The organism is Ruegeria sp. R14_0 (assembly GCF_017743975.1).
Taxonomy (GTDB): domain Bacteria; phylum Pseudomonadota; class Alphaproteobacteria; order Rhodobacterales; family Rhodobacteraceae; genus Ruegeria.
This window is the reverse complement of sequence record NZ_JAGHRC010000004.1, coordinates 109,296-125,413: the sequence shown is the minus strand read 5'-3', so window position 1 is coordinate 125,413 and position 16,118 is coordinate 109,296. Positions and strand designations below refer to the sequence as shown.

Below are 16,118 nucleotides of genomic sequence, written 5' to 3'. Positions count from 1 at the left end.
TTAGGCGGATAATTCGGCTGTTTGCTTCGACGCCCGGAAGCGCGCGACAATGCGGATACCGATGGCGACCAGCGGAATGGCAAAGAACACCAGCGCCACCGGGCGGGTCAGGAAGATACCGAACCCGTCATCCGTCAGAAGAACTGACTGACGCAGTGCCTGTTCCGCGCCGGGTGCCAGAACAAAGGCGATGATCGTTGCGGCGGGGCTAAAGTTCAGGGTCCGCATGAAGTACCCGATCAGGCCAAAGATGCAGGCGATCACCACGTCGAACATCGACGACCGTGCGGTATAGGCCGAGATCAGAGCGACCGCCAGGATCGTCGGGTAGATCAGGCGCTGCGGGATCCTATCGATCACGCGACCGATCAACGGACCGCCAAACCATCCGATCAGACCATAGAGCAGGATTCCCGTCAGACCCGCCGCGAACAGGCCATAAACCACATCTCCCGAGGTCTCAAAGATTTTGGGGCCAACCTGAATCCCATGAATCAGGAAAACTCCCATCAGCATCGCTGCAATGGTCGAACCCGGAACACCCAAAGCCAGAAGCGGGATCATGGAAGGACCGGACACGGCGTTGTTGGCCGCTTCGGGGGCGGCGACGCCTTCAATCGCGCCCTTGCCCCATTCATCCTTGTTTTTGGCCTTCGCCTTGGATGACCCGTAAGCCACAAAACACGCAACCGCCGACCCCACACCGGGAATAAGTCCAACCATCGATCCAATAGCCGATCCGCGACCGATAAAGGGCAGGCAGCGCTTGATCTCTTCCCAGCTCAAACGGTCGTCGTCGGGGCTTTTCGCCTGGATCTCATCATGATGCGCTTGCCCTTTACGGGCAGGGAATATCTGCGAGAACACCTCGGAGATCACGAACAAGCCGATCAGCAATGGAACAAGGGACAAGCCATTGTATAGCTCGACCATTCCAAAGTCATAGCGCGGCTCGGATGTGATCGGATCCAAACCGATCATCGCCAGCGTCGCGCCAAACAGGGTCGAGGCGATACCTTTGAGGACCGAGTCCGAGATGACCGAACCGATGATCAGGAAAGCACAGACATAGATGGCAAAGTAATCTGGCGGGCCCAATTCTCGCGTCAGTTGCGCAATGGTCAACGCACCAAAGATCAGGATCAACTCGCCGATAAAGTCGCCAATGACCGATGCAACGGTCGCAGTCTTGAGCGCTTTGCCGGCTTTGCCTTTCTTGGTCAGGGCATGGCCATCAATCACTGTGGCCGCGGCCGCCGTTGTTCCGGGCGTGTTGAACAGGATTGCCGATATCGACCCTCCAAAGCGCCCGGCTTTTCCGATCACGTACAAAAACGCCAACGCTGACAGTGGGTCGATGTAGTAGGTAATGGGCACAAGCATTGCGATCGCGGCCGAAGCTGTCAGGCCCGGCACCGCGCCAACGATCACGCCCAGAAAAGCGCCCAGAACGACGAACATCAGCGTCTCGGGCGTCGTGAAGATTGTGTAGAAGCCGTGAAGAAGTTCCATTTTCGCTTACCTCACTTCAGCCCAAACAGGGACAGCGGGTTGAAGATTGTCGCGGCAGGCTCGAAGACTGTCATCAATTTGAAGAACAGAAGATACAACGCGGCCGTGGCACAGACGGGCAAAAGGATCAGCGCAGGTCCCCGTACCGCAAACAGAACGGCTGCGACCAGCAACAGGACGAAACACGCTGTGACGTAGCCAAAGGCCCCGAACATCCATACGTAAGCCAAACCCAGCAGAAACAACGGCACCGCATCCGCAAAGAAGCGCTTTGCTTCAAAGGTGGATTTGTCTGCAGGCGCGATTTGCTCTCGCAACCCAAAGACAACCATCGTCGCTCCGATCAAACCCAGCGCCATACAGATCGCTTGGGGGAAGAACCGCGGCCCGATGCCTTCCTCATCAACGAAATCCAGCGAGATCGCGAAGGATTTCCAGAAAAAGAAAGCTGCAATTGCGCCCAGGGCGAGCCCCGCAAAAATGTTGTGGCGCGCAGTTTTGCGCACCACTTCGTTTTCGATTTCCGTGCTCATTCCATGGATTCCAGGAGTTTCGCCCACTCGGCCTCGGAGGCGGTCAGAGCGACTGCAGTATCCGGACCGCTCACGCTGGACGTCGGCAGACCGGCGGTCGAAAGAGTGTCGACATAGCCTTCATCCTGTGTAATCGCGACAATTGCGTCCGACAGCTGAGCCACGACTTCGTCAGAGGTCCGCGCCGGTGCCATCACAATCATGGACGAGGACACGGGAACGAAATCGACACCCAACTCTTTTGCGGTAGGCGCATCAGGAGCTGCCGGATGGCGATCATTTGCCAGAACGGCCAGCAGGCGCACGTCGTCTTCAAACCCACGGCCCAGATGCGCGCCCATTATGCCAAAATCCACCTCAGAGCTGGCAAGGGCCGCGCGTACGCCCGAACCACCCTTGAACGGCACATCCTTGGCGGCAACTTCGTTCGGGTTCAGAACACCCAATCCCGCAACATGCCAGACATTGCCACGGCCCGTGTGACCCCAACGCATCTTGGTATCGGCCGATTTACCCGCCTCGATCAACTCATCCAGGGACTGGATCGGAGAGCTGGCGGGCACAAAGATACCGGCTGTCAGTTCACCAATTGTGCCGACCATTTTAAAGTCTTTGGCCGACACGACCTGTGGTTTGATCAGGTTCTTCAGAACCATCGATCCTGCCGAAGCCAGATACAGTGTATAGCCAGTGGGCGGTTGGTCTGCCACAAAGCGTCCGCCGACCAGACCGCCGCCACCCGGCTTGTTGACAACAACGACCGGTTGACCACCCAGGTGAGCATCAGCGGCACTTGCAAGTGCACGCGCATAGGTGTCGGTGCCACCACCGGCCTTGAAGCCCACGATGAGGTCGATCGGACGTTCAGGAAAGTCGGCCGCGAACGCAATCGAAGCGGTCATAGACAGCGCAACACCTGCGACGGCGGACTTGATTTTGCTTAGTTGAAACACGAAGAAATCCTCCCAGATTTGCGACGGAGTCGATTCCGCCGATTTGATCTTTTTGGAAGGTACAAAGCGCCCGGCAATTACAGAAATACTATAAAAGTATTCGGCCCATCGGATTTAGGTATAGCTTAATGGCCGTTTCTTGAGGGGCCAATAGGTGTTCCGCCGACCGCTGAGAGGTCGGCGGAACCCGCCTGTTTCCGAGGCGTTTGATTTTTGGTCAAACCCTTTCCAACAGGACCGAAATTCCCTGACCCACGCCAATGCACATTGTACACAACGCGTACCGAGCGCCTGTGCGCGTCAGCTGAGCCGTGGCAGTTAACGCCAGTCGCGCACCAGACATTCCCAACGGATGGCCCAAAGCGATAGCCCCACCGTTGGGGTTCACCTGCGCAGCATCATCCGGCAGACCCAAAGCGCGGGTCACGGCCAGCGCCTGCGCCGCAAATGCCTCATTCAACTCGACCACATCGATCTGTTCGATCTTCATGCCCGTTCGGTCCAATAGCCTTTGCGTGGCAGGTGCTGGCCCGAACCCCATGATCCGCGGCGGGACACCTGCGGTTGCACCGGCGACGACGCGCACCCGAGGCGTCAGGCCATGACGGCGTGCGGCCTCTTCGGACGCGATGATCAGCGCCGCTGCACCGTCATTGACACCCGAAGCATTCCCTGCTGTCACGCTCCCTCCGTCGCGGAACGGCGCCCGCAATTTGGCCAGAGCTTCGATTGTCGTGTCTGGCCGCAGATGTTCGTCGCTTTCAACTACCTTGGGGTCACCCTTGCGCTGAGGGATCTCCACGGCGCAGATCTCTTGGGCAAAGACACCTTCCGACTGCGCCTTTGCCGCGCGTTGCTGGGATCTCAAGGCGAACTGGTCCTGATCTTCTCGGCTAATATTGAAGTCGGCCGCTAAATTTTCGGCCGTCTCGGGCATCGAGTCGACGCCGTACTGCGCCTCCATCTGTTTGTTCACGAACCGCCAACCAATGGTGGTGTCATGCACTTCGTTGGCCCGGCTGAACGCGGAAGTGGCTTTGGGCATCACGAAAGGAGCACGGCTCATGCTTTCGACACCACCCGCAATGATCAGATCGGCATCGCCTGACCGGATTGCACGAGCGCCGTAGGAGACCGCATCCAAACCTGATCCACAGAGCCTGTTCAAGGTCGTGCCTGACACACACTCCGGCAATCCCGCCAAGAGTGACGACATACGCGCCACGTTGCGGTTGTCTTCTCCCGCCTGATTGGCACAGCCAAACAAAACGTCATCAACGGCGGCCCAATCGACGCCTGTATTCCGTTGCATCAACGCCTTGATCGGGATCGCCCCCAGATCGTCAGCGCGAACCGATGACAAGGCTCCACCATAGCGCCCGATGGGTGTGCGCACCGCGTCGCAGATAAATGCTTCGGCCATCAGATCACCCCCGCATCGCGCATTGCCTGAATGGCGGCCTCGCTATGGCCAAGACCTTTCAGAATTTCATCCGTATTCTGCCCTTTTTGCGGAGGCGGCAATCGGAACTCGTCCAGCCCGGCAGAAAACTTGGTCGGATACCCGGCCTGATAGGTTTTGTTTTCGCCTTCGCCCAGTTCACCGAACATGCCACGCTCGTTCAGATGCGGATCCTCGAACAGGCGCATATCTTCGTAGACGACCGCCCAAGGCAGGTCGGTTGGGCGAAACAGCACCTCCCACTCCTCTAGGGTTTTGGCCGCGAACATCTCAGACATCATGCTATGAACCGCGTGTTTTTGATTGTTCCGCAGGCGGTTGGTGGCGAAATCCTCGCGCCGGAGATAGGGGAACTCGTCACCCATCATGTCGGCCAACAGAACCCAGAACTTGTTTTCGAACAACCCAATGGCAATGTGCTTGCCGTCCTTGGTTTCAAAGATATCGTTGTCGGGCATCACAAAAGACATTTGGTCAGGATCGCCCTGACACAGGTCATGCGCTATGCGGACAAGAGGCGACGACCAATTGGCCATAGCGTCCGTGATCGCCACATCCAGATACTGACCTTTGCCGCTGATCTTGGCCGAGGCCATCGCCACAGCCATGGACAACGCCCCATACATCGCCCCCGCATAATCCGACAGCCGCACCTTGGGCCGCGCAAGCCTGTCATTCACCTGCGACGGCACCGCGAAATAGCCCGACAGGGCCAGAAAATCGATGTCATGACCGGCACGATGACGATAGGGGCCGGTCTGTCCAAAGCCGGACAACGAGCAATACACAATCGCCGGATTCATCGCTTTGACCGCTTCGTATCCAAAACCGAGGCGATCCATGACGCCCGGCCGAAAGCTCTCGATCACCGCGTCTGCGCTCTTTAGCAAGTCAGTCAGCACCGCCTTCCCTTCATCAGATTTCAGGTCCAGCGTCAGCGACATCTTGTTCCGGTTCAAGCGTGCGAACATATCCTTGCCCAAAAAACGGCCCGGATCACCGTGCTTGGGCTCTTCGATCTTGATAACCTCAGCACCCAGGTCCGCAAGCGATTGTGTTGCAAAAGGGCCGGGCAAAAGGCGCGACAGGTCGATGATGCGCATACCATTCAAAAAGGACCAGTCGTTCGTCATTCTGCTGCCTCCGGGTTGGCTTTCTGCCACGCTTTCTGGATGCCCTTGCCGATGGTGTTGCGCTGAATTTCTGAACTGCCGGTCAGCACGCGGAACATGCGCAGGCGGCGGAAGACCCACTCGACCGGGTGGTTTTTGGTCATACCGGTAGCGCCGTGGATCTGGATGGCTTTATCGGCCACCTGAAATGCATTCTCGGCCACGAAAACCTTGCACATCGACGCCTCAGATCGGATGTTCTCGCCCCGATCTGCTTTGGCTGCGGCGGCATGAATCATCGAATGAGCGGCGTAGTTGGCAGTCTTCATATCTGCAAGCATATGCTGGATCGCCTGGAAGTTAGCGATCGGTCGATTGAACTGCACCCGACGGTTCGCATAATCCACTGCCTGTTCCAGTGCAAACTGCGCGTGACCCAACATTGTCGGGCATTGCAACAGACGGTTGATGTTGATCCGCTCCATGCCCAGCTTGAACCCTCGGCCCAACCCACCAAGGATGTTTCGCGCCGGGACGCGCACGTTTTCCAAGATAATGTCATTGTCGATATGCTGCCCTGACATCGGCAGGTAATGCCCCTCGATCCGGTACCCGGGCGAGTTCGCGTCGACCAGAAACGCCGTCACTCCGTCCGTTCCCGCATCCGGGTCCGTGACACACATAACGATGGCAAAATCAGCAGTTCGAGACGCGGTGATATAGCGCTTGTGACCGTTGATGATGTAATCATCTCCATCTTTAACGGCCCGTGTTTGAATGCGCGTGGCGTCTGATCCTGCATTGGGTTCGCTTAGGGCAAAGCACCCTGCCCGCTCGCCCCGCGCAGCGGGATAAAAGAACTCTTCGTTTTGCTCGTCTGAGGCTTGTGTGATGATATAGCCGATCCGCATCGGGCCACCGTTTTCGCCCAGAACACACCCATAAAGCGCGGCGTTCGAGCGGGTGGCGTCCTCTTTCAGCGTGCATAGCTGGTCGATGGACAAACCCAGACCGCCGTACTCTTCCGGCAAGTTGCAGCCATAGATTCCCAGCTCGCGCGAGCGTTTCCACCATTCTTCCAACTGCGCACGCTCGAACCGAGTTTCGTGCGTCAGCCCGTTGTCTTTCTCGAACGGGATCATTTCATTGTACAAAAGGTCGTTCACCTTGCCGCGAAGCTCGGCAAAAGCGGCAGTCTCCAATCCGGTTGTCGCTCTGTTCAAGCCCATCATCACACCTTCCGATCCGAACCCGCCCAATACGAGTCTCGCACTTGCCGACGCAGAATTTTTCCCGCATCATTTTTGGGAAGTTCAGCAACAATATCAACCGAGTGCGGCTTTTTGAACTTGCCCAGCTTGTCGACGCAATGCGCAATCAAGGCGTCAGCATCCACGTTGACCCCGTCGCGCGGAACCACAACGGCTTTGACTGCCTCGCCCAGATCTGAATCCGGCACACCCACAACGCAGGCTTCGAATACCTCGGGCCGTTCGAACAGGGCGTGCTCGACCTCATTGGGGTAAACGTTGAACCCACCAGTGACGATCATGTCCTTCTTGCGGTCAACGATAAAGATATAGCCAGTTTCGTCGATGTAAGCGATGTCGCCAGTATGATAACAGCCGTTCTTCAAAACCGGTTCGGTCAATTCAGGGGCATTGTGGTAGCCCTGCATGACGTCTTCGCCGCGCACGACCAACTCACCGGCTTGCCCATTGGGCATTTCGTTACCCTCATCATCGACAACGAATACCTCGGTATCAAACAGCGCCCGCCCACACGAGCTGAACAGCTCGGGCCGCGTGGTCATGGCGAGCCTGTGGTCTTCCTCCGTCAACAGTGTGACCGAGGAACAGACCTCGCCTGCGCCGTAACCTTGGTTCAGGATTGGGCCGAAGAATGCGACCGCCTCACGCAGGCGCGCCGGAGAAATAGGGGCTGCACCGTACCGAAGCAGTTTCAGAGAAGAGAGGTCATAGTCGCCTCGGTTCGGTGCAGCCAGGATGCGGTTGATCATGGTCGGGACCAGGTAGGTCTGTGTCACCTTTTCGCGCTGAAGCGTCGAAAGGTAAGTGTCCACGTCAAACCGCGAAAGGATGATATTCGTATGGCCCTGCGCCAGCAGCGGCATTAGTGCCATGCCCGACACGTGGGTGATCGGACCGACATGCAGAAAGGTTTCAGGCTGATCCGGGTACAGGCGCGACCGGAATGTGATCTTGCGCAGGATTGCCCGGCGGTTGCGCAACGAATGCATCGCAGCCTTTAGCACGCCAGAAGACCCGGACGTGTAGTGGTGCACCATGATGTCATCGGGCGAAACTTCGGCACAGAAGGGTGCCGGATCAGCGTCGCGCAGCGCGTCCTCGTAGCTGTTGCCCTCGCCCATGATCAGCAACGTTTGCAGACCCGGGTTCGTGGCCAGCGCTTTTTGTGCAGCGACCAGATGGGCCTCATCCGTGATCAGCACTTTGACCTGACTGTCGGCACAGACATGCACAACCTCGTCCTCGGACAGGCGCGCGTTGATTGGAACCCGGGTATAGCCGCCTTTCAGCAAAGCAACTTCCGCCTCGGCGATTTCCACTCGGTTCCACGCAAGCACGGCAACGCGATCCCCCTTGATCAAACCAAGCTCAGCCAGAGCAGAAGCCAGGCGGTTGGTCCTTTCGTCCACCTGCGCATAAGTCAGGGTAACGCGTTCATCTTTCAAAGCGATGCGATCGCCCCAGTACAGGGCGGATCGGGTCACGAGGTAGCCAAGGTTCATTGCAACTTCCTTGCATAGGGCCAAGAGCGCAAAACGAGATGCGCGCAGCTGTGGTCAGTTTCGGCAAGGTTAGGGCTCTGAACAAATCTCGGAAAATACTATTTACCTCTGCACGCCATCTGATTTTGTTATGCTCTGCAGAGACGCCCCATACAAAAAATCGATAGACTGCATCACAACATCATATTTTTGATTGCCCCGAAAAAGAGCTAGTGAGAGCCTCAGCCACAACAACATTACCGGGGGCGGCCATGACTGTGACAACCACTACAAAGCATGGCGCGATTGCGGTCATTCGGGTCGACAACCCTCCGGTGAATGCAATTTCACAAGCTGTTCGGCAAGGTCTGGAAGATGCCGTTTCTGCAATCGAGGCAGACACCGAGGTAAAGGCTGCAGTCATCTTGTGCGCTGGCCGCACGTTCATGGCCGGGGCCGATATCTCTGAACTGGGAAAGCCCCCGCTGCCCCCGCATCTGAACGATCTGACCGACACTATCGAGCGTTGCTCGAAACCACTGGTCGCAGCAATTCATGGTCAGGCCTTGGGCGGTGGGCTTGAGATAGCGCTGTCCTGTTCCCATCGCGTCGCCGTTCCCGGCACCCGGTTCGGCCTGCCCGAAGTTAATCTTGGCTTTGTCCCCGGTGCGGGCGGCACCCAACGGCTGCCCCGGCTTATCGGCGTTGAGCCAGCTTTGAACATGGCGGTTGAAGGCAAACCGGTCGGGACCGAAGCGGCGCTCTCTACAGGGTTAATCGACCAGATCGTTGACGATCTGGAACCAGACGCCATTGAGTTTGCCCGGAAAATTGTCGCCCAGGGTCAGACTGCGCGCAAGCTGAACCAGGCCATTGCGCCAGACAGCTTTTCCCATGACCTGTTTGACCAGTGGCGCGCGAAGTGTGCCAAACGCAAACGCGGGCTGGATGCGCCCCTGGCTGTCATTGATGCGATCGAGGCAGCAACCGGAACAGATGTGGATGCGGGAAAGGCGACGGAACGCGCGTTGTCGCTGAAACTGCGCAAAAGCCCGCAGTCCAAAGCCTTGCGCCATATATTTGCAGCCGAACGCGCCAGTGCGAAGATCGAAGGCGTTGATCCGTCTGTGGCCCGCCAGATTGTGTCGGTCGGCGTAATCGGCGCAGGCACTATGGGCGCGGGAATCGCTCAATTCTTTGCCACAAATGGGATTTCCGTCACGTTGGTCGAAATCTCAGCCGAGGCTGCCGCTACAGGTATCGACCGCATTCGCGAAAACCTTTCGCAAAGCGTTAAACGTGGAAAGCTGACGCAAGGGCGGGCTGCCGAGATTTTACCCTTGGTGCACCCAACGACCGACTATGCGGATCTGGCTGATGTCGATCTGGTCATAGAAGCCGCCGTTGAGCTGCTGGAGGTAAAGAAAGAAATCTTTGCCCGGCTCGACAAGGCCTGCAAGCCATCGGCGATATTAGCAACGAACACGTCCTATCTGGACGTCAGCACAATTGCGAACGCCACGGACAGGCCCGATCAAGTTGCTGGCCTGCACTTTTTCAGCCCCGCGCATGTAATGAAACTGGTCGAGATCGTGCGCACCGATCAAGTTGCGCCATGGGTTCTGGCGACCTTGGCACAAATGATGAAGAAACTGGGCAAAACCGGCGTCATCGCAGGCAATTGCCACGGCTTCATCGGAAACCGAATGTATCAAAGCTACCAGAAAGCGGCCGGGCTTCTTCTTTTGGAAACAGGGTCGCCTGAGATCGTAGATCAAGCGCTGCGCAATTTCGGAATGGCCATGGGGCCGTTTCAGGTGCTTGATCTGTCAGGAATTGATGTGGGCTATCTGATGCGAAAATCCCTGCCCGGTGACAGGGTCCACCCTTATGCTTTCAAAGTGCACGATGCGTTGGTTGAGGCTGGTCGCAAAGGTCGCAAATCTGGGGCCGGTTTCTACTCTTACAGCCCGGACGGGGCAGCCACAGACCAAATGGTATTGGACTTGATTGCCGATACTGCCCGTGACTACGGAGTGACCCCAGGCAAGCTGAGCGAAGAACAGATTGCGTCGCGCTGCATGGAAGCACTGGCGCAAGAAGGCTTGGCAATTCTTGATGAGGGCGTTGCCGCCCGACCCGGCGACATCGATGTGGTTTTCGTGAACGGCTACGGCTTTCCCCGCCACAGGGGTGGCCCGGACTTCTTGCAAAGACAGTAAGCCACTTCTGTGGGCGACTTCGCGTAGGGGAATCGCGACCTAATCTCGAATCAGGGCTGGTCAATTCCGACCGGCGATGGAATCAGTGCGCATCTACAAATTTTGATTCGCTCAAACAGGCTTGAACCGGCCTCGGCAGGGCGTTTTTCTGTGGCTTTTTTGGTGGTTCCCCACCTGACGCCACGCGAAGTCAGAGGAAAAGCATGGGCCTGACCTGCTATGACGTAATGGTACCGCCAGAGGTACAAAAGACCATTCTGCCCGACGAAAGCGTCGCCACAGCCTTCAACATCATACGCCGCAGTCGCGCCCGGTTTTTGCCGGTGGTCGACTCCGACGGAACCTATGTTGGGGTATTCACCGCGCCGACATTGCTGAAACTGATCCTGCCGAAGGCCGCAACCATTGGCTTGAATGATGATGCATCGCGCGTCGCCATCGAATCGCTGAGCTTTATGAACCTGACGCGGGACGATTTCGAACAGCAGCTGGATAGGCTCAAGACCGAGAAGGTCCGCGACAACATGTCGAGGCCCTCGAACATCCCCGTGGCTGCCCCCGACACGCCTGTCATGGAGGGCATCTTCCTGATCTACAAATACAAACGGCACGTGATCCTTGTTGAGCCCGAAACCAACCGTTTTGTTGGCACAGTCAGCGCCAACTCGCTTCTGGATCGCGCTCTCAGCTAACCCCCTACAAACCGGACTAAAACCTTGGCAACGCATTCGACGTCACACGGAGAGGCCACTCTCTCTGTTCCACAACTATTGGGAATCGATCCCCTTTGGGTCGCAACAGGCATTCTGATCCTGGTCTATGCGGTCCTGATCACTGAAAAGGTCAACCGCGCCATTCTGGCAATGCTGGGCGCATCGCTGATGGTCCTGTTCGGCATCATCAACCAAGAGCAGGCGGTGGCCGGGGTTGATTCCAACACTCTGGCCCTGCTGATCGGCATGATGGTGATCGTGGGGATCACCAGTAAATGTGGCCTCTTCCAGTACGTAGCGATCAAGGCTGCAAAATCGGTGAAGGCAAATCCAACCGGCATTCTGATCATGTTGACCCTGATCACAGCTGTATTCTCGGCGCTGTTGGACAACGTGACCACCGTGTTGCTGATTGCTCCGATCACGCTGCTGATCACCGAAGCGCTGGAAACGCGGGTCTTTCCGTTCTTTATTGCCGAAATCCTCGCGTCGAACGTTGGCGGCACCGCCACCCTGATTGGTGACCCGCCCAACATCATCATCGGCTCGGCCGCTGGGCTGAGCTTCAACCAATTTGTGGTGAACCTGGCCCCCATTTCTGCCATTTGTCTGGTTGTTCTGACCGGCATTATCTATCTGATGAACCGCAAGGAACTTGCCAGAATTCCGAAATCGGCCAGTGAACGGATCATGGGATTCAACGAATCCGAAGCGGTGACCGATGTGCCTTTGATGATCAAATCCCTATCTGTTCTGGCACTGGTCTTGCTTGGCTTCACCTTGGGGCACAGCTACGGCATTCAGCCGGGCACCTCGGCACTGGCCGGTGCCGGCCTGCTGATGCTGCTGGCCTACGGTCATCAGCACGGTGAAGAACAGACCGAGTCCGTGCACCACATCTTTGGTGAGGTGGAATGGGTCACGATCTTTTTCTTCGGCGGCCTGTTTGTCATTGTTGCCGGGGTCGAGCACGTCGGGCTTCTAGCCTTCTTCGGAGAAAAAGTGCTGGAGCTTACCCAGGGCGATATGATGTGGACCGCGTTTTTCATCTTCTGGGCCTCCGGCATCCTGTCGGCCATTCTGGATAACATTCCGTTTGTCGCAACAATGATCCCGCTGATCGAGTCCACCGCCGACACCTTTGGCGGCAAGGACGCGATTGAGCCGTTGTGGTGGTCGCTGGCACTTGGGGCTTGTCTGGGTGGCAACGGCACCCTGCTGGGGGCAAGCGCCAACCTGACCGTGGCTGCATTCGCGGAAAAGGCCAAACAACCCATCGGCTTTATCGCATTTGCCAAAATCGCATTCCCGATCATGATCCTGACCCTGATGATCGCGAACGTGTATATCTGGCTGCGCTACTTCTGATCGTATAGCCCTCTGAACCATGCATCCAATTGGTTCAGAGGGCCCCGGATCGCCTCCATGTTGCCGAATATGGTTGTCTTTCGCACCAATCCCTCCTAGTGACACCTTTACCTCGGGGTGCGCGGCCTGCCGCGCTGAGATGCCTTTGGCGAACCCGTAGAACCTGAACCGGCTAGAACCGGCGGAGGGAAGGGTTTCGGTTTCATCCATCCTTGCCCTCTCGCCGCAATGGAGGATGACATGAAACATCTGCTGATTGCTGCGGGAATTCTGAGTGCAACGTCGGCCATCGCCGCCGACAAACCTCAGCTGACCGTTTACACCTATGACAGCTTTGTATCTGACTGGGGCCCCGGCCCGCAGGTCAAAGAAGCGTTCGAAGCCGTGTGCGAATGCGAGCTGAACCTTGTGGGCGTTGAAGACGGCGCGGCCTTGCTATCGCGTATCCGGCTTGAAGGCGAAAACTCGGATGCCGATGTGGTTCTGGGTCTGGATACCAACCTGATCACGGCGGCAAAGGAAACCGGATTGTTCGCGCCCAACTCGGTTTCGACCGATTTCGCGCTGCCGATCGAGTGGTCGGACGACACCTTTACGCCCTATGACTGGGGCTACTTTGCCTTTGTCCACAACGCTGACGCCACCGCGCCCACCAATTTCCGCGATTTGGCCGACAGTGACACAAAGATCATTATCCAGGACCCCCGCTCATCCACACCCGGGCTGGGCCTGCTGATGTGGGTCAAAGCAGCCTATGGCGACGAAGCGCCCAAGATCTGGGCGGGTCTGGCCGATAACATCGTGACCGTCACCAAAGGCTGGTCCGAAGCATATGGCCTGTTTCTGGAAGGCGAGTCCGAAATGGTTCTCAGCTACACCACGTCTCCGGCCTATCACCTGATCGCTGAAGAAGATGCTAGCAAAGCAGCTGCTGCCTTTGACGAAGGCAACTATTTGCAGGTCGAAGTGGCAGCAAAGCTGGCCGCGACAGACCAACCTGAACTGGCCGACCAATTCCTGAATTTCATGGTGACAGACGCGTTCCAGCAGATCATCCCGACGACCAACTGGATGTACCCCGCCGTTACCCCGGCGGACGGCCTGCCCGAGGGGTTCGACACCCTGACCGTGCCTGCCAAGTCCCTGCTGTTCTCACCCGATGAAGCCGCCGCAGTGCGTGATGAGGCCCTCGCGGAATGGCAGAACGCGCTAAGCCAGTAAGCGCATGGCCGGGTATCGGTGCAGCGGCGCTGGTCGCTGCGCTGATCCTGGGCACGCTTGCCGCGGTTGCCCTGCGCGCCGAGACAAGCGGCGGGTTCAGCCCCGCCGATTGGGCTGCACTGCGGTTCACGCTGACCCAGGCCGTCCTGTCCGCTTTGTTCAGCGTAGCCTTGGCGGTACCGGTCGCGCGTGCTTTGGCCCGTCGGCGGTTCCCTGGTCGCCGCGCGTTGATTGCCCTTCTGGGCGCGCCGTTCATCCTTCCTGTCATCGTTGCCATCCTCGGTCTGTTGCAGGTCTTCGGCCGATCGGGATGGATTTCTGACCTACTGGGCCTTTTCGGCCTGCCGCCCATTCGGATCTACGGCTTGCATGGGGTTGTTCTGGCCCACGTGTTTTTCAACCTTCCTCTGGCCACGCGCCTTGTGCTGCAGGCTTGGCAAGAGATCCCCGCCGAGCGCTTTCGACTGGCGGCCCAGCTTGGTTGCAACGGCATGGCGATGTTCCGCCTGATCGAGTTGCCGATGCTCAAACGGGCTTTGCCGGGTGTTGTCGCCGTAATCTTCGCGATTTGCCTGACCAGTTTCGCCGTTGCCCTCACCTTGGGCGGAGGGCCCCGGGCAACCACAATTGAACTGGCGATTTATCAGGCATTCACTTACGATTTCGACCTTGGCCGCGCCGCGCTTTTGTCGGCCCTGCAGTTGGCTTTGACCGCTGCGGCAGCCCTGGCCGCGTTGAGGTTTTCGCGCGGCGACGGGTTTGGCGCCGGCCTTGACCGCGCTTTGCGGCGCTGGGACGGCGGCGCACCCGCGCTAGACGTATTTTGGATTTCGGCAGCTGCGGCGTTTCTGCTGCTGCCCTTGGCGTCGGTCGCAATCTCTGGACTGGCGGGCGTGTTTGATATGCCCGCATTGGTACTTCGCGCAGCGCTCACCTCTGTCCTTGTTGCAGCAGCCAGCACGCTCATTTTATTGATGCTGGCCCTGCCCATGGCCACCGCTGTTGCAAGCGGCCGGTACGGGCTGGTCGAGTTGAGCGGGATCCTTGGGCTGGCCGCGTCACCTCTGGTTATTGGCACCGGCCTGTTCATCCTGATCCGCCCTATCGCCAACCCAACCACTCTGGCCTTGCCCGTTACCGCCTTGGTGAATGCCGCGATGGCCCTGCCCTTTGCCTTGCGTATTCTGGTGCCTGCTGCAAAGGACATCACGGCCAGACACGGACGTCTGGCCTTGTCACTCAACATGGGGAAATGGACGTTTCTCCGCCGCGTTCTGTTGCCGCGCATGCGCCCTCAGATCGGTTTTGCCGCCGGACTTGGGGCAGCACTGTCGATGGGAGACCTTGGTGTGATCGCTCTGTTTGCCGATCCACAGATTGCAACCCTACCCTTGCAAATCTATCGCCTGATGGGAGCCTATCAGATGCAAGCTGCTGCTGGGGGCGCGCTATTGCTGCTGTTTCTGTCAATGGGCGCGTTCTGGCTGTTGGATCGAGGAGGCCGCTGGCATGCTGAAGCTTGATCGCTGCGTGATCGAAAACGGATCTTTCACCCTGAGCGCAGACATCGAGATCGAAACCGGCGCCAAGGTGGCGATTATCGGCCCCTCTGGTGCAGGTAAATCCACCCTTCTGGAAACTGTCGCCGGGTTTCGGGACCTCAAACAAGGCCAGATCGTATGGAACGGCGCGCGCATTTCCAATCTGCACCCGGGTCAGCGTCCTTTGGCGATGTTGTTTCAGGACGGCAACCTGTTTCCTCACCTTACGGCAGCACAGAACGTCGCTTTGGGTCTGCGTCCAAACAGGCGTTTAACAACCGAAGAAGAGTCACAGGTTCTATCCGCACTTGACCGGGTTGCCCTGCCCGGCCTTGGAGACCGCCGACCGTCAGAACTGTCTGGCGGACAGCAAAGCCGCGTTGCACTGGCCCGCGTTTTGGTCCAACGCCGCGCGCTTTTGCTTTTGGACGAGCCCTTTGCCGCTCTGGGGCCAGCACTCAAGGCTGAAATGCTGGATTTGGTCGCAGGTCTTGTGGCCGAGACCGACACGACCCTGTTGATGGTCAGCCACGATCCGCAGGATGCACGCCGCATTGCCGATCAGACTATACTTGTCTCGGACGAGGTGGTACACGCGCCCGCTCAGACTGAGACATTGTTCGAAAACCCTCCGCCAAGCCTGCGCGCCTATCTCGGCTCGTAGAACAACGGACCTGCCCTTCGGTGCGCCTTGGCGGGAACGGGTCGAGCAATGGCCATGTCTGCGTT

General features: G+C 57.9%; 13 protein-coding genes and 1 riboswitch. Of the genes, 6 read left to right on the top strand and 7 right to left on the bottom strand.

Annotated features, from left to right (window positions below; all coding sequences use genetic code 11):
• The 7 genes from J7416_RS12950 to J7416_RS12920 form a co-directional block, all read right to left on the bottom strand.
• Positions 1–1,512 (bottom strand): tripartite tricarboxylate transporter permease, encoded by a 1,512-nt coding sequence (locus J7416_RS12950; RefSeq protein ID WP_209225189.1) that lies wholly within the window; start codon positions 1,510–1,512, stop codon positions 1–3.
• An 11-nt stretch (positions 1,513–1,523) separates the two neighbouring features.
• Positions 1,524–2,045: a tripartite tricarboxylate transporter TctB family protein gene (locus J7416_RS12945; RefSeq protein WP_209225188.1), complete on the bottom strand. Its 522-nt coding sequence runs from the start codon at positions 2,043–2,045 to the stop codon at positions 1,524–1,526.
• Positions 2,042–2,998, bottom strand: coding sequence for a tripartite tricarboxylate transporter substrate binding protein (locus tag J7416_RS12940; RefSeq protein WP_209225186.1), 957 nt, complete (start codon positions 2,996–2,998; stop codon positions 2,042–2,044). The genes J7416_RS12945 and J7416_RS12940 overlap by 4 nt, the downstream gene beginning before the upstream one ends.
• A 217-nt stretch (positions 2,999–3,215) precedes the next feature.
• Positions 3,216–4,421 (bottom strand): 3-oxoadipyl-CoA thiolase, encoded by a 1,206-nt coding sequence (gene pcaF, locus J7416_RS12935; protein ID WP_209225184.1) that lies wholly within the window; start codon positions 4,419–4,421, stop codon positions 3,216–3,218.
• Complete coding sequence (locus J7416_RS12930) at positions 4,421–5,593, bottom strand: CaiB/BaiF CoA-transferase family protein (protein WP_209225183.1); 1,173 nt, start codon at positions 5,591–5,593, stop codon at positions 4,421–4,423. Before J7416_RS12930 ends, pcaF begins: the two co-directional genes overlap by 1 nt.
• Positions 5,590–6,804 (bottom strand): acyl-CoA dehydrogenase family protein, encoded by a 1,215-nt coding sequence (locus J7416_RS12925; protein ID WP_209225181.1) that lies wholly within the window; start codon positions 6,802–6,804, stop codon positions 5,590–5,592. The genes J7416_RS12930 and J7416_RS12925 overlap by 4 nt, the downstream gene beginning before the upstream one ends.
• Positions 6,804–8,345 carry an AMP-binding protein gene (locus tag J7416_RS12920; protein ID WP_209225179.1) on the bottom strand — a complete coding sequence of 514 codons (1,542 nt, stop codon included), beginning with the start codon at positions 8,343–8,345 and terminating at the stop codon, positions 6,804–6,806. Before J7416_RS12920 ends, J7416_RS12925 begins: the two co-directional genes overlap by 1 nt.
• Positions 8,346–8,596: 251 nt before the next feature.
• On the opposite strand from J7416_RS12920, the gene J7416_RS12915 reads away from it, so the two are divergent.
• The 6 genes from J7416_RS12915 (at position 8,597) to J7416_RS12890 (ending at position 16,053) form a co-directional block, all read left to right on the top strand.
• The gene (locus J7416_RS12915; protein ID WP_209225177.1) at positions 8,597–10,546 is read left to right on the top strand and encodes a 3-hydroxyacyl-CoA dehydrogenase NAD-binding domain-containing protein; all 1,950 of its coding nucleotides are present in this window, start codon (positions 8,597–8,599) and stop codon (positions 10,544–10,546) included.
• A gap of 203 nt (positions 10,547–10,749) precedes the next feature.
• The gene (locus tag J7416_RS12910) at positions 10,750–11,238 is read left to right on the top strand and encodes a CBS domain-containing protein (RefSeq protein WP_209225175.1); all 489 of its coding nucleotides are present in this window, start codon (positions 10,750–10,752) and stop codon (positions 11,236–11,238) included.
• 24 nt (positions 11,239–11,262) lie between these two features.
• A complete protein-coding gene (locus tag J7416_RS12905; protein WP_209225173.1) occupies positions 11,263–12,627 on the top strand; it encodes an ArsB/NhaD family transporter in 1,365 nt (454 codons plus the stop codon).
• Between the two features lie 103 nt (positions 12,628–12,730).
• Positions 12,731–12,834: riboswitch (TPP riboswitch) on the top strand.
• 33 nt (positions 12,835–12,867) lie between these two features.
• Positions 12,868–13,848, top strand: a complete 981-nt coding sequence (gene thiB / locus J7416_RS12900) for a thiamine ABC transporter substrate binding subunit (protein ID WP_209225172.1) — start codon at positions 12,868–12,870, stop codon at positions 13,846–13,848.
• A complete protein-coding gene (locus J7416_RS12895) occupies positions 13,824–15,371 on the top strand; it encodes a thiamine/thiamine pyrophosphate ABC transporter permease ThiP (RefSeq protein ID WP_209225171.1) in 1,548 nt (515 codons plus the stop codon). Before thiB ends, J7416_RS12895 begins: the two co-directional genes overlap by 25 nt.
• Positions 15,358–16,053 (top strand): ATP-binding cassette domain-containing protein, encoded by a 696-nt coding sequence (locus tag J7416_RS12890; protein WP_209225170.1) that lies wholly within the window; start codon positions 15,358–15,360, stop codon positions 16,051–16,053. Before J7416_RS12895 ends, J7416_RS12890 begins: the two co-directional genes overlap by 14 nt.
• Positions 16,054–16,118 lie beyond the last annotated feature (65 nt).

Bases quoted from the DNA above. Each gene is read 5' to 3' on its own strand.
- J7416_RS12950 (WP_209225189.1), bottom strand. From the start codon at position 1,512: ATGGAACTTCTTCACGGCTTCTACACAATCTTCACGACGCCCGAGACG.
- J7416_RS12945 (WP_209225188.1), bottom strand. From the start codon at position 2,045: ATGAGCACGGAAATCGAAAACGAAGTGGTGCGCAAAACTGCGCGCCAC.
- pcaF (WP_209225184.1), bottom strand. From the start codon at position 4,421: ATGGCCGAAGCATTTATCTGCGACGCGGTGCGCACACCCATCGGGCGC.
- J7416_RS12930 (WP_209225183.1), bottom strand. From the start codon at position 5,593: ATGACGAACGACTGGTCCTTTTTGAATGGTATGCGCATCATCGACCTG.
- J7416_RS12925 (WP_209225181.1), bottom strand. From the start codon at position 6,804: ATGATGGGCTTGAACAGAGCGACAACCGGATTGGAGACTGCCGCTTTT.
- J7416_RS12920 (WP_209225179.1), bottom strand. From the start codon at position 8,345: ATGAACCTTGGCTACCTCGTGACCCGATCCGCCCTGTACTGGGGCGAT.
- J7416_RS12915 (WP_209225177.1), top strand. From the start codon at position 8,597: ATGACTGTGACAACCACTACAAAGCATGGCGCGATTGCGGTCATTCGG.
- J7416_RS12910 (WP_209225175.1), top strand. From the start codon at position 10,750: ATGGGCCTGACCTGCTATGACGTAATGGTACCGCCAGAGGTACAAAAG.
- thiB (WP_209225172.1), top strand. From the start codon at position 12,868: ATGAAACATCTGCTGATTGCTGCGGGAATTCTGAGTGCAACGTCGGCC.
- J7416_RS12895 (WP_209225171.1), top strand. From the start codon at position 13,824: ATGGCAGAACGCGCTAAGCCAGTAAGCGCATGGCCGGGTATCGGTGCA.
- J7416_RS12890 (WP_209225170.1), top strand. From the start codon at position 15,358: ATGCTGAAGCTTGATCGCTGCGTGATCGAAAACGGATCTTTCACCCTG.